This window comes from Pedobacter terrae (assembly GCF_900100705.1).
Lineage (GTDB): Bacteria > Bacteroidota > Bacteroidia > Sphingobacteriales > Sphingobacteriaceae > Pedobacter > Pedobacter terrae.
On sequence record NZ_FNCH01000003.1, the window covers coordinates 349,523 to 363,512 of the forward strand.

Sequence of the window (13,990 nt, forward strand, 5' to 3'; positions counted from 1 at the left end):
TCAAATCTAATACTAATATGAAAGGTATAATCTTAGCTGGTGGCAGCGGTACCCGTTTGCATCCTTTAACCCTTGCCTGTAGCAAGCAAATGATGCCGGTTTATGATAAGCCGATGATCTATTATCCCCTATCTACCCTAATGTTAGCTGGGATAAAGGAAATTTTGATTATCTCTACCCCGCATGATCTTCCTAATTTTGAGAAATTATTGGGTGATGGTGCTTCGCTGGGCTGTAAATTCAGCTATGCGGTACAGGCAGAACCTAACGGGCTTGCTCAAGCCTTTGTTATTGGTGCAGATTTTATTGGAACAGATAAAGTGGCGTTGGTATTGGGAGATAACATTTTCTATGGGGATGGGATGTCGAAATTATTACAGGAAAGTGCTGATCCGGAAGGAGGAGTGGTATTTGCCTACCAGGTTGCAGATCCGGAGCGTTATGGTGTGGTTGAATTTGATGAAAATAAAAAAGCGATCTCCATCGAAGAAAAACCTGAACAACCTAAATCAGATTATGCTGTACCGGGTTTATATTTTTACGACAATGAAGTCGTGGAAATTGCCAAAAATGTGAAGCCATCCCCTAGAGGTGAATACGAAATAACTGATGTAAACCGGGTGTATTTAGAACGTGGAAAGCTAAAGGTAGGTGTATTGAGTCGTGGTACGGCTTGGCTAGATACGGGAACCTTTGCCTCTTTAATGCAGGCAGGAGAATTTGTACGCATTATTGAAGAGCGTCAGGGCTTAAAAATCGGCTGTATTGAAGAGATTGCTTACCGCATGGGTTTTATTGATGCAGAGCAGCTTAAAGCTATTGCTACGCCATTAGTTAAAAGTGGCTATGGCAGTTACCTGCTAAAGCAGATTAAGTAAGTTGATTAAAAATATGATGCTTATTAATCGCCGATAAATGCAAAAGTGTTTATCGGCGATCTATTTTTAGTTGGTTGTCGACTTAGGCATAATTTAATTCTCCTCCCAGTATCGTCATTTCGAACGGAGTGCAACGTAGTCGAGAGGCCGAAGGCTCAGCGAAGCTAAATCTGTCTCGAGGTAGATCTCTCCCCGCCTGTACGGGCAGGCACTTCGCTTTGCTCGGTTAAAGATGACGAGTTTTCGTGTAGAGTCTGTCAATGGTAGCCAGCGAAGTACCCGTAAATGCATAGGCCATCTTACATATAAGAATTTAAGTGATTTAGCATTACGCTCTATCCAATGCTGTGGCCTTCAAGTCTTCTCTTTGTTTCCTTTGCGATTAAAGAATTAAGTCTTTCTACATTTATCTTATATTTGCCCGGTCACCAAAAGAGAAAATGGATACAAAAAAGCAAATTGCGATTATAGGTTTAGGTTATGTTGGGCTTCCGCTGGCTATCGAATTTGCAAAAAAATATAAAGTCATAGGTTTCGATACGAACGAAAATCGTGTCGAAGAGCTAAAACAATTACAAGACCGTACCCACGAAGCGAATTTAGACGACCTTAAATTGGTTTGTTCTTCGACAGATAAGCATAGTGGATTAATATTGAGTGCTAACCTGTCTGATCTGGCCTCCTGCACCATCTATATCGTTACTGTACCCACGCCTATTGATCATCTTAAGCGGCCAGATCTGCAACCCTTACTTGCGGCCAGTGAGATGTTGGGTAGCGTATTAAAAGCCGGTGATATCGTCATTTACGAATCGACTGTTTACCCTGGATGTACAGAAGAGGATTGTGTGCCTATACTGGAGAAAGTCTCGGGGCTCACATACAATGTCGATTTCTTTTGTGGTTATTCTCCGGAAAGGATCAATCCGGGAGATAAAATCAATACCCTGACCAAAATAAAAAAGGTGACCTCAGGCTCTAGGCCTGCAATTGCGACCGAAATCGACCAACTTTACGCTTCCATTATTACGGCTGGCACACATCTGGCGCCTAGTATTAAAGTGGCCGAGGCCTCAAAAGCGATAGAAAATGCACAGCGGGATGTCAATATTTCCTTCGTTAATGAACTCGCCTTAATTTTCGACCGTATGGAAATTGATACGGCTGATGTATTGGCGGCGGCGGCTACCAAATGGAATTTCTTAAATTACAAACCGGGTTTGGTTGGCGGGCATTGTATAGGTGTAGACCCCTATTACCTGGCGCATAAATCGGAAGCTTTAGGGTATAAACCCGAAGTGATCCTATCAGGAAGGCGTGTCAATGATAATATGGGTATGTTTGTGGCCAATAAAGTGATTAAGATGCTGGTGGCTAGAGATAAAGTAATTAATGGCGCTAAAGCCCTCATATTAGGTTTCGCTTTTAAAGAAAATTGCCCTGATACCAGGAATACGCGGGTAATTGATATCTATAAAGAACTTAAATCGTTCAGTATGCAGGTAGATGTATATGATCCCTGGGCCAACCCAACTGAAGTTAACGCCGAATATCATATCCAGATGCTGGAAAATAACAATTTCAAACATTATGACGTAGTTATTTTAGCCGTAGCTCATCAGCAGTTTCTGGAAATTGATTACCAAAGGTTTAGAGAAAAGGGGACTATTATTTTCGATACTAAATCTTTTATCAACAGAGATCTGACAGACGCAAGGCTATAATATCCGAAATAACGCAATATTTGTTTACCTATCCTTTACCCATTGTTTACCCTTTCTAGGCACCATGTTAACCCCATGGTTACCTCTTGTTTACCTATTCATTACCTTTTTATTACCTAAAAGGTAAAGAATAGGTAAACAAACAGCGAATAAAAATTAGTGAATAAGGTAACAAAAGGTTCGGATGGTATGAAGTTCATTGGTAGTGTGATATTAGAATTAAAATAATTAGGGACCCTTGACGATTATAGGTTAAGTCATTATTAATAAGTTTCACTTTAGTAGAGGTACAAGTTGTTTTTTGGACATTATTTCTACTTTTTGTCTGTTTTAGTCTACTGTTTGTTGATAAATCCAATGAATTAGGTTAGATTTACTCCGTCTCATAGACTTTTTGGCGTTGTAATTCGTTTAATGGGTGTCGTTGAATGAATTGAAGCAATTTTGGTTAACTTATAGTCAAGCAATTGATTTAATATTTCCTTATAATAATGTTTAGCTTTTTTAATAAAAAAAATAAAATTACCGATATTTCCTGGCTAGGAGTAGACATACATTCACATATCTTGCCGGGTATTGATGACGGTTCTCCGGATCTGGCTACTTCTTTGCGTTTTGTTAAATCATTACAAGAGTTGGGTTTTGATCAGCTAATTGCTACACCTCATATCTACCAAGAGCTGTATCCAAACACAAGCGAAACGATCTCTAGCGCAAAAGATTTACTACAGAAAGAAATGGATAAAGCTAATGTTTCTTTAAAGTTAAGTGCTGGTGCAGAATATATGGTGGATCAGGATTTTAAGATGGATGGGGCATTATGCACCTTAGATCAAAAGCATTTGTTGATTGAGATGTCTTATTTAAATGAAAGTCCAGGGATTAGCCAAGCCATTTTTGATTTAGAAATTAAAGGTTATAAGCCGATTCTAGCCCATCCTGAACGCTATACTTTTTACTTTAAGGATAGAAGCCGGCTAAAAAGATTTAAAGAAAAAGGCTGTCTCTTACAATTGAATTTATTGTCCTTGTTGGGCTATTATGGCAAAGAGGTTAAGCAATTGGCCGAAATTTTGATAAAAGAAAAGATGTATGATTTTGCTGCAACGGACCTACACCATGATAAACATCTGAACACGTTAACGGAAGCAGTTCAATCAGGCAGGATTTATGACCTAATCGGTAGTTATGAATTTAAAAATCAGCAAGTATTTTCTTCTGTTGCACTTAGCTAATCCCACTGAAGATACCTTATAATAAGGATTAAAGTTACTAATTCTAAATTAACAGAGGATTATCCTTTGTTATGATTTTCTTGTTTTACAATTAAATGATTAAGTTTGCCACCGGTTTGAAATGATCATTAACGTTTTGAACGGATATATACCTATGAGTAATAAGAATAACGTAAAAAAAGGGCTGAAATATTTAATATTCTCTTTAGTGATAGCCCTTAGTGCATCCTGTGTGAGCAATAAGAAAATAGCTTATTTTCAGGATATTCAATCTATTAAACAAGCTAAATTAGATAGTGCGGCCGTTTTTACTGAGCCAGTAATTCAGTCTGATGACATTTTAAGTATAAATATTTTTACGCTTAATCCGCAGAGTGGGGCGATAGTGAATCAAGCAGCCAATAATACTGTTTTAGGTGGAGGTGCCAACACAGCAGTTGCAGCTCAGCAGGTTTCAGGTTTTTTAGTTGATAGAAATGGGGATGTAGAGCTTTCTCTAATAGGAAAAGTTAAGGTAGCTGGTTTAACAACTTATCAAGCACGTGAATTAATTAGAGAAAAAGCTGCTGCTGTTTACAAAGAACCGAATGTTCAATTAAGATTTGCGAATTTCAAGGTGAGTGTTCTTGGTGAGGTTAATTCACCTTCTACATATACCTTACCAAATGAAAAAGTAAGCATATTGGATGCGCTCAGTTTGGCCGGAGATCTAACGATTTATGGCAAACGAGATAATGTATTAATCGTCCGTGATAATAATGGAAAAAAAGAGTTCGTTAGACTGGATCTAAATTCCAGTAGAATATTTAATAGCCCATTCTATTACCTAAAGCAAAATGACGTTGTATATGTAGAACCTAATAAGAGAAAGGTATCTGCCTCAAATTCTGCCCAAATTCAAACTATTGGGGTAATCGCCTCTGTTATTTCAGTAATCGTGCTAGCCATTTCTAGTTTTAAATAGATCCTGTATAAATTGTAATGAATAATCTAACCGAAAGCAATATGGTTTCCCGTGTAGAAGAAGAGGATAGCATCAATATTAAAGAGATAATAAACAAATTACTAAATAAGTGGCCTTGGTTTGTTATCAGTATTTTTGTGTGTTTATTAATCGCCTTTATTTATGGCAAATATACCGCTCCAACCTATCAGATTCGAGCTAAGCTTATCGTTAACGACGATGAAAAGGGTGGTAATCTTGGTAAACAAGCTAGTTCTTTAATGGATTTAGGCGGGCTTATGGGATCAAAAAATTCTGTTGATAATGAAGCCGAAATTTTAAAAACTCGTTTTTTAATGGAACAGGTTGTTAGGGACATGCAATTAAATGTTATTTATTCAAAAAAAACAGAGTTTTTTATTCGTGAACTTTATAAATCTCCTATTAGCCTAGTTTTCATTAAAAGTGTTGATACAATTAATGCTACGGATTTTAAGGTAATAAAACTTGCTGCGAATAAACTAAAAATAAACAGCAATGACTTTGAAAAAACAGTCGCATTTGGTGAAAGATTTAACGTTCCAGGAGTAGGAATGATCCAACTAGTAGAAAATTCCGGCCCAAAAATGGATGACAGTGAATACTTTATAAAAGTTAGCTCTATTGATACTCGAGTTGCATCCCTTATGAAGCAGCTTAGTGTTACAGTAAGTAACAAACAAGTTAGCATTATTGACCTCGGTTTATCTTACCCTGTGCCGGCGAAGGGAGAGGATATTTTGAATACACTCATTAATAGGTATACCCAATCTAATCTAAGTGATAAGAATGCGGTAGCTGATAGTACTTACCGTTTTATCAAGGAACGTCTTAATGTTATTGCTTCAGAATTAGGTGATGTTGAAAATAATGTGGAGAGCTTTAAACAAAGGAACCAGTTGGCAGACATGAGTGAGCAGGGTAAACTTCTCGTGCAGAATACTGGCGAATTTAGTTCTGATCTAGCAAAAGCTGAGACTCAGGTAAGCGTGCTGAATGATCTTGAGAAATATCTGACTGATGACAGTAACGTAAAGCGGGTTTTTCCATCAGCATTAATACCAACTGATATGGTTTTCTCTAATTTAATGAGCCAATATAATGCGCTTTTAATTGAAAGAGAGAAACAGCTTTTAAGTGTAACTGAAGAAAGTCCATTCATTCAAAATATCGATACTCAAATAAAGGGATTGAAAAGTGATATACTTTCAAATGTTCAAAGTAGTAAAAATTCAGCAATACTGACTAGAAACAGGCTTAAAAGCCAATTATTAAAGGCAGAGGGTAAAATTTCGGGAGTTCCTGAAGTTGAAAAAAATTATCTCAAACTAGCTAGAAACCAACAGATCAAACAAGAGCTATATATCTTTCTAATGCAGAAGGCGGAAGAAACAAATATTTCAAAAACAGCTAATATCTCAATAGCAAAAACCATTGATCCTCCAAAATCTGAACTACTTCCAATTGCTCCTAAAAAAAATGTAGTTTATATCATTGGGTTAATTATTGGTATTTTGCTTCCTATAATATTAATTTTTAGTCAAGCATTATTCAATACTACTGTTACAACTAAGGATGAAATTGGTGGATTTACCCAAGTACCAGTAATTGGCGAAATAAGTCATAATACAAGTGATGATAATCTAATTGTAGCAAATCAAGGAAGATCGGCTATATCAGAGCAATTTAGGGCATTAAGGACCAATCTTTCATTCTATTTAAAGAATAATAATGAAAAGGTTATCCTTCTTACATCTAGTATGAGTGGAGAGGGTAAATCATTTACGGCAATAAACCTTGGTAATATTCTTGCACTAGCAGGTAAAAAGGTATTGTTAATGGAGTTTGATCTGAGAAAACCCGGTCTTTCTGCGAAATTGGGCATTGATAACTCGGTTGGCTTTAGTAATTATACAATTAGCCCTGAAATTAAAGTTACTGACATTGTAAAGCCATTAGCGATAAATAAGAATATGTTTATTGTATCCTCTGGTCCACTACCACCAAACCCTGCTGAAACATTATTAAGCGAGCATACACCTGGGCTGATTGAAGAATTAAAAACTCAATTTGATTATATTATCATGGATGCTCCACCTATCGGAATTATCACTGACGCACAATTGCTATCAATATATGCCGATGTAACGCTTTACTTGGTGCGTCAAAAGGTTACGCAAAAGGATCAACTTACCATAGTTGAAGAATTATTTACAAGCGGTAAAATGAAAAACTTAGGTATAGTTGTGAATGATATAGATACCAAACTTTATGGCTATGGTTATGGCTATGGTACCTATGGGGAAAATAAAAAACCTAATTCATTAACCAAGCTTAAAAATATATTTAAAAATTCGTAGAAAAATGAAAGTTGCACTAATTACGGGTATAACAGGACAAGATGGAACATATCTAGCGGAACTTTTGCTAGATAAAGGTTATATGGTTCATGGAATTAAAAGAAGAAGTTCTTTGTTTAATACAGATCGTATTGATCATCTTTACCAAGATCCTCATGATGATAATGTTAGGTTTAAATTACATTATGGAGATTTGACCGATTCAACGAATTTAATCAGACTTGTTCAAGAAATCCAGCCGGATGAAATTTATAATTTGGGTGCAATGAGTCATGTAAAAGTGTCCTTTGATTCACCTGAATATGTTGCTAATGTAGACGGAATCGGAACCTTACGGATATTGGAGGCCGTGAGGATTCTAGGCTTAGAAAAAAAAACCAAAGTTTATCAGGCATCTACCTCTGAATTATATGGCGGTATGCCGGAAAACAAAAATGATAAAGGATTTTATGATGAAAATTCACCTTTTTATCCACGTTCCCCATATGGTGTAGCCAAAATTTATGGATTTTGGATTACGAAGAACTATCGCGAAGCTTATAATATGTTTGCTTGTAATGGAATATTATTTAATCACGAAAGTCCATTAAGGGGTGAGACTTTTGTAACTCGTAAAATCACACGTGCGGTCGCTAAAATAGCTCAAGGTTTACAGAAAAAATTATTTTTAGGTAATCTGGATGCAGAACGTGACTGGGGCCATGCTAAGGACTACGTTGAGGCTATGTGGAGGATATTACAGCAAGATGTTGCAGAAGATTATGTAATTGCTACTGGTGTAACTACTAGAGTTCGTGAATTCGTGCGTTTGGCCTTTGCTGAAGTTGGGATAACAATTGATTTTACAGGAGAAGGCGTTGAAGAGAAAGGTATTGTATCTGCATGTTCAAATCCTGAATTTCAAGTTGAGCTTGGAACAGAGGTTGTAGGAGTTGATCCGGCATATTTCCGCCCTACGGAGGTAGATTTATTGATTGGAGACCCTACCAAATCCAAGACTAAATTAGGATGGGAACCTAAATATGATTTGGCTGCTTTAGTGAAAGAAATGGTGGCGGCTGACGTGGATCATTTCAGGAAAGAATCACTATTGAAATCTCATGGTTATACCATTAAAAATCAATATGAATAATGTCTGAATTGTATTTTCAAGATAAGAATGCAAAGGTCTATATTGCAGGGCATCGAGGAATGGTTGGCTCGGCAATATTTAGAAAGTTACAGAAAGAAGGTTTTACGAATCTTGTTTTCCGTACTTCAGTAGAACTTGATTTAAGAGATCAACGCGCTGTAAGGGGTTTTTTTGAAGATGAGCGGCCTGACTATGTTTTTTTAGCCGCTGCTAAAGTAGGCGGCATTGTTGCTAATAATACTTATCGAGGGGATTTTATTTATGAAAATCTCATGATTCAGAGTAACATTATCGAGTCATCAAGAAGTGTTAATGTGAAAAAATTGATGTTTTTGGGTTCATCATGTATCTATCCAAAAATGGCTCCTCAGCCTCTCAAAGAAGAGTATTTGTTAACAGGTGAATTGGAGCCCACTAATGAACCTTATGCGATTGCTAAGATTGCAGGAATTAAAATGTGTGATGCCTATCGCCAGCAATACGGCTGTAATTACATATCTGTGATGCCCACGAATCTTTATGGCTTGAACGATAATTATCATCCGCAGAATTCACATGTGTTACCGGCTCTAATCAGAAGGTTTGATGAAGCTAAAGCTAACAATCTATCATCTGTAAGCATATGGGGTAGCGGCTCTCCAAAAAGAGAGTTTTTGTATGCTGATGATCTTGCAGATGCCTGTATTCATTTAATGAGGAATTATAATGATGCTGGTTTAGTAAATATAGGGTGTGGTGAAGATTTAAGTATTAAGGAGTTGGCTTTTGTCATTAAGGATATCGTTGGCTTTAAAGGGGAAATTAATTTTGATACCAGTAAACCAGATGGTACACCAAGAAAGCTAATGGATGTTTCTAAATTAACTAATCTTGGATGGACTTATGCAACCACTTTAGAACAAGGGCTAAGATTGGCTTATGAAGATTTTAAAAATAAAAATAATTAACTAAAATGAAAATTGGGATATTAGGAGCTGGTATTTCCGGCCTGAGTATTGGAAAGATGCTATCTAAGCAACATGATGTTGAATTACTTGAAAGGCATTCAATACATGGTGGAATTGCGAGAACGAAAACTGTAGAAGGTGTTGCATATCATCCTGTAGGTGGACATTGCTTTAACTCTAAATATCCTGATGTAATGGATTTTGTTTTTAATGAAATTTTGCCAAAAGATAGCTGGCATCAGGTTCAGCGTAATGCCGTAATAAAATTAAGGGGAGAAGAGGTTTCTTATCCTATAGAGTACGCAATACAACAGATTCACGAGTTTGCGCCAGAGCTAGCAATCGATATTACTAGAGATTTCTTGAGCGCAGAAGACGATAAAGTGTATGAAAATTTGGAAGACTGGTTTAGAAAAAAATTCGGAAATACATTAGCCGAAAATTACTTTATTCCTTATAATTCTAAAATCTGGAATAGGCCTCCGAGCGAAATGAGTCCTGCTTGGGTAGATGGAAAATTGCCTATCCCGAATAAGGAATCATTTTTTAAGGGTTTAATTAGTAATGAGAGCGACAAAATGCCACATGCAAGTTTTTATTACCCGGATACCAATAATCAAAATACTTTTATAGACAAGTTAGCTGAGGGCTTAACAATTTTAACTGACTTTACTGTAAATACAATAGAAAAAAAGGCAAAAAAATGGCTTATAAACGGGGAGAAAGAGTTTGATTTAGTGATAAGTACATTGCCTTTAAACATATTGCCACATTTAATAAAGGATACTCCTCATGAAGTTTTAAATGCAGCAGATAAATTGCGTTATAATAAAGTAACCACCATGTTCTGGGAAACTGAAGAGACAGAAAGAACCTGGACTTATATACCTGAATCGTATAATTTTTTTCATAGATATATTCATATTGGAAGTTTCTTCAAGCCAAAGAAAAATTACTCAATGTCAGAGGTTGTGGGTGAGAAGACCAGGGAAGAGATGATAGAGAACGGTAAGAAAGATAGTTTTTTGAAGAGACCTATTGATTATAACGTTTCAGAACATGCCTATGTAGTTTTTGATGAAAATTATGATTCAGCGACAACTACTGTTAAAAAATATCTTCAAGATATTGGCCTTCATACCCTTGGTAGATTTGGCGAATGGCAGTATTACAATATGGATGTTTGCATTAAAAGCAGTTTAGACCTAGCACAAAAAATAAATTTGGCCTAAATGATAAAATGAGTTTAAAAAAGAACGTAATAAGTAATTTTATACTTACTTCATCAACAATATTATTTCCTTTAATTACGTTTCCATATGTAACAAGGGTTCTTTCAAGTAATGGTTTAGGCAGTATATTCTTTATTGATGCATTTTCGCAGTACTTTATAATTTTGTCTTCTTTAGGTATACCCTTCTATGGGGTTAGAGAAATTGCAAAACATAAACATGATGTAAAAAGAAATTCTGATCTAGTTGTAGAGCTTGTAATATTACAATTTTTCTTGGCGCTTACTTGTTGCTGTATTTTTTTTGCTCTACATTTTTTTATTCCAAAATTGGGCTCTCAAATTAGTTTAATACAGATTGCGTGTTTATCAATCTTGTCCAATTCATTTTTGATCGAGTGGTACTATCAAGGGATAGAAAATTTCAGTTATATAACTAAAAGATCATTAATAATTAAAAGCCTTAGCGTAATAGCAATATTAGTACTGGTTAAGCAGCAGGACGATTATATTCTTTATTTTTTAATTCTTTCATTGCTAGTATTTTCAAATTCATTCCTTAATTTTTACAATTTTTATAAACATTTCTATAAGGGATGGCCTGAGAAATTGAATTTGTCAATTCATCTTAAACCACTATTAGTTCTATTTAGTATAAACGTTTCTATAAGCGTATATACTGTTTTAGATACAGTTATTTTAGGTTTCTTTACAACCCCAGTGGCGGTTAGTTTTTATAACGTACCCTTGAAATTAGTAAAGATGTTTTGGTTGCTAATTGCTGGTATAGGAACAGTATTAATTCCAAGGATGTCAGTGTTACATGCCAATAAAAACAATGAAGCCATTAAGGATTTAATGGCGAAGTCAATTAATGTAATATTCTTAATCGCTTTACCTTTTTCTTTTTTTTGCGTTGTTTTCCCTACAGAAATTTTAACTATAATTTCGGGGAAAAAGTATTTGCCAGCTATCAATGTATTACGAATTCTATCCTTAATTCCTTTAATCATCGGGCTATGCAACGTTTTTGGAACACAATATTTATTACCTATTGGGCAAGAAAGAAAAATACTACACGCCACTATTTTAGGACTTATTGTGAGTCTTGCAGCTAACTTTATATTAATTCCGATTTATAGTTTTACCGGAGCAGCAATTTCTTGTTTATTGGCAGAACTAACCGTTTGTATATATATATATATATGGGCAAGAAAGAATATAGCTATAACTTTTGACTATAAACTATTGTTTTTAATTATTTTATCTTTACTGCCAAGTTTTTTATTGACTGTTGGCCTCAAGAACTACTTATCGTCTTTATCGATGATGACTTTATCAATTTTTGTATATATAGTTAGTTTTATATTATTCCAGTTACTATTGTTTAGAAATAAGTTTGTTGAGGAAATAGTATCTAATGTTTTGAAGTTTAAAAAGTAAATTATTTATGCAAATTAGTTTAGTATCAACAGTATTTAATGAAAGCAGTCGTTTAGAAAAAACTATAGCTGACCTGGAAGCTCAGACTGTAAAACCGTCCGAAATTATCATTACCGATGCCGGATCTTCTGATGGAACTTACGAAAAACTTTTAGAATGGAGAGATACCTCAAACATTCCTATTATTGTATTACAGAAGCATCGCTGTAATGTAGCAGAGGGGCGTAATCTTGCTATTAGAACGGCAAAGTATGATATTATTGCAAGTACTGATTTTGGCTGTCGCTTTACTAATAAATGGCTTGAATCAATTACTAAACCCCTTTCCAATCCTGAAATAATGGTTGTAGGCGGAAGCTTTAGTGTTATTGAGGCCGATCAAAATTCATTAGCAGCTAAAGCTGCATATGTTAATAATAATGGCTATAATATTAATGTTAAAGCTACCAATTTTATACCTTCATCTAGATCAATAGCTTACAGACGAGAAGTATTTGATAAAGTAGGAGGATATTGCGAATGGTTAACTTTAGCGGGAGATGACTTTATATTTGGATTGGAGATGAAAGCTTTGGGGTACCAAATTTTTATGGTTGATGAGGCTAATGTTTTTTGGGGGCGTCATGTTTTGCCAATTGGCTTTTTGAAAGAAGCTGGAAGATATGGTTTGGGAGAAGGAGAGGCTAAATCAAATATATCAATGTTATTTAAACATTTAATATCTCTATCCTTTCAAGTTCTTTTTATTGTTCTTTTAATTTTTAATATAACATTTTATATCCTTAATAGGGATGTAAATATTAGTGCTATTATTATCAATTTGATACTTGCAATTGGGTTTAAATCATATATTTCAACCTTGTTGAATTGGCTACGATTTAGATCTGAAAAATATAATTTTAAAGTTTTAATATTCGCTTTTTATCAACAACAAATGATTAAATATTACTATATAAAAAGTTATTTAAAAGGCTACTTTAATACTTCAGAAAGAGTGGTTGATAATTCAACCAAACTTAAAAAGAGACTTAATGGAAGCGTTAGTTCGTAGTTGAGTATTTAATATGGAAAGCAAAGTAATTCTATCAATAGTTTTAATACTGGAAGAGAAAGCCTTATTAATTTTTGACCAATTGGTTGAAAGTTTACTTATGTCTGAGGAAAAAATCGAATTAATTGTGATAGGCGCTAATGCTTCTGTAGCTAATATATTTTCTACGATTGACAAAGTGAATTATATTCATATTAACGATGAGGGAACTGATTTTGGGCTGTGCTTAAAACAGGCAATAGATGTATCTACGGGGATATACATATATGTTCTGCCTTCTAGTTTACAATTTTATGAAAGAGAGTCTATCAAAGATCTTATAGACTATCTTGTAACTGCGGAATTAGACTTACTTTATTGCAGGCAAAAAATTAGGCTTCCAGACGGGGCTCTTGTTGACAAATTTTCATCCTATAATAAAAATAAGCCTTTAGAAGGTATCCCTCCCTTATTTGGTGAAATAATTGTGAAGAGAAATTTTATATTAAAAGAAAATTTTTCAATTGGTTTTGATAAAAAGTATTTGTTTGATTACGACTTGCTAGTTCGCTTTTCTAAATATGAAACTAATATAAAGTTTTATGATAGAACTATAACTGTTACTGATGACAATTTTAAGAAAAGTAATGTTTTTTTAAAAAAAAGGCTGAATGTTTTACGTGTGCATAAGAAAGTCACACCATTAGTAACTTCTGCATATTTAAAAATGGGTATACTTATTTCTTTAAGTAATTCGCCGCTATTAGGCCTTTATACTATTGTTAAAGCATTCATATTTGATTATTTCCCAAACTATTGGGTTAATAAAATTCCCTTCTATTCGTTGAGACATTTTTATTATCGAAAAGTGATAAAAATCAAGTTAGGAAAGCAATCAAGCATTCATTTAAATTGTTTTATTTATGGCAGAAATATTGAGATAGGTAATGGATGCGTTATTAATCGAGAATGTTTTTTAGATGGCCGAGGAAAATTAAAGATAGGCGACTTTACATCTATCTCTCCTC

Annotated in this window: 10 protein-coding genes; all 10 read left to right on the top strand. The window is 34.8% G+C overall.

What is annotated here, in order from left to right:
- The first annotated feature begins 17 nt into the window (after nucleotides 1–17).
- Entirely contained in the window at nucleotides 18–878 is an 861-nt protein-coding gene (gene rfbA, locus BLR60_RS06375) for a glucose-1-phosphate thymidylyltransferase RfbA (RefSeq protein WP_090497946.1), read from the top strand.
- 440 nt (nucleotides 879–1,318) lie between these two features.
- Entirely contained in the window at nucleotides 1,319–2,602 is a 1,284-nt protein-coding gene (locus BLR60_RS06380; protein ID WP_090497948.1) for a nucleotide sugar dehydrogenase, read from the top strand.
- 491 nt (nucleotides 2,603–3,093) lie between these two features.
- Nucleotides 3,094–3,837 carry a tyrosine-protein phosphatase gene (locus BLR60_RS06385; RefSeq protein ID WP_090497950.1) on the top strand — a complete coding sequence of 248 codons (744 nt, stop codon included), beginning with the start codon at nucleotides 3,094–3,096 and terminating at the stop codon, nucleotides 3,835–3,837.
- 154 nt (nucleotides 3,838–3,991) lie between these two features.
- Complete coding sequence (locus BLR60_RS06390) at nucleotides 3,992–4,801, top strand: polysaccharide biosynthesis/export family protein (protein WP_090498028.1); 810 nt, start codon at nucleotides 3,992–3,994, stop codon at nucleotides 4,799–4,801.
- Nucleotides 4,802–4,818: 17 nt separating this feature from the next.
- The gene (locus tag BLR60_RS06395; protein ID WP_244155602.1) at nucleotides 4,819–7,179 is read left to right on the top strand and encodes a GumC family protein; all 2,361 of its coding nucleotides are present in this window, start codon (nucleotides 4,819–4,821) and stop codon (nucleotides 7,177–7,179) included.
- Nucleotides 7,180–7,183: 4 nt separating this feature from the next.
- A complete protein-coding gene (gene gmd, locus BLR60_RS06400; RefSeq protein ID WP_090497953.1) occupies nucleotides 7,184–8,311 on the top strand; it encodes a GDP-mannose 4,6-dehydratase in 1,128 nt (375 codons plus the stop codon).
- On the top strand, nucleotides 8,311–9,258 hold the full coding sequence (gene fcl, locus BLR60_RS06405) for a GDP-L-fucose synthase (RefSeq protein WP_090497955.1): 948 nt from the start codon (nucleotides 8,311–8,313) through the stop codon (nucleotides 9,256–9,258). The genes gmd and fcl overlap by 1 nt, the downstream gene beginning before the upstream one ends.
- Nucleotides 9,259–9,263: 5 nt before the next feature.
- Nucleotides 9,264–10,490, top strand: coding sequence for a protoporphyrinogen/coproporphyrinogen oxidase (locus BLR60_RS06410; protein ID WP_090497956.1), 1,227 nt, complete (start codon nucleotides 9,264–9,266; stop codon nucleotides 10,488–10,490).
- 8 nt (nucleotides 10,491–10,498) lie between these two features.
- A complete protein-coding gene (locus BLR60_RS06415; protein WP_090497958.1) occupies nucleotides 10,499–11,932 on the top strand; it encodes a flippase in 1,434 nt (477 codons plus the stop codon).
- A gap of 7 nt (nucleotides 11,933–11,939) precedes the next feature.
- Complete coding sequence (locus tag BLR60_RS06420) at nucleotides 11,940–12,983, top strand: glycosyltransferase (RefSeq protein WP_090497960.1); 1,044 nt, start codon at nucleotides 11,940–11,942, stop codon at nucleotides 12,981–12,983.
- Nucleotides 12,984–13,990: the final 1,007 nt, after the last annotated feature.

What these genes read in the sequence shown, in the direction of transcription:
- gmd (WP_090497953.1), top strand. Translation starts at nt 7,184, where the DNA reads ATGAAAGTTGCACTAATTACGGGTATAACAGGACAAGATGGAACATAT.
- fcl (WP_090497955.1), top strand. Translation starts at nt 8,311, where the DNA reads ATGTCTGAATTGTATTTTCAAGATAAGAATGCAAAGGTCTATATTGCA.
- BLR60_RS06410 (WP_090497956.1), top strand. Translation starts at nt 9,264, where the DNA reads ATGAAAATTGGGATATTAGGAGCTGGTATTTCCGGCCTGAGTATTGGA.
- BLR60_RS06385 (WP_090497950.1), top strand. Translation starts at nt 3,094, where the DNA reads ATGTTTAGCTTTTTTAATAAAAAAAATAAAATTACCGATATTTCCTGG.
- BLR60_RS06415 (WP_090497958.1), top strand. Translation starts at nt 10,499, where the DNA reads ATGAGTTTAAAAAAGAACGTAATAAGTAATTTTATACTTACTTCATCA.
- BLR60_RS06395 (WP_244155602.1), top strand. Translation starts at nt 4,819, where the DNA reads ATGAATAATCTAACCGAAAGCAATATGGTTTCCCGTGTAGAAGAAGAG.
- BLR60_RS06390 (WP_090498028.1), top strand. Translation starts at nt 3,992, where the DNA reads ATGAGTAATAAGAATAACGTAAAAAAAGGGCTGAAATATTTAATATTC.
- BLR60_RS06420 (WP_090497960.1), top strand. Translation starts at nt 11,940, where the DNA reads ATGCAAATTAGTTTAGTATCAACAGTATTTAATGAAAGCAGTCGTTTA.
- BLR60_RS06380 (WP_090497948.1), top strand. Translation starts at nt 1,319, where the DNA reads ATGGATACAAAAAAGCAAATTGCGATTATAGGTTTAGGTTATGTTGGG.
- rfbA (WP_090497946.1), top strand. Translation starts at nt 18, where the DNA reads ATGAAAGGTATAATCTTAGCTGGTGGCAGCGGTACCCGTTTGCATCCT.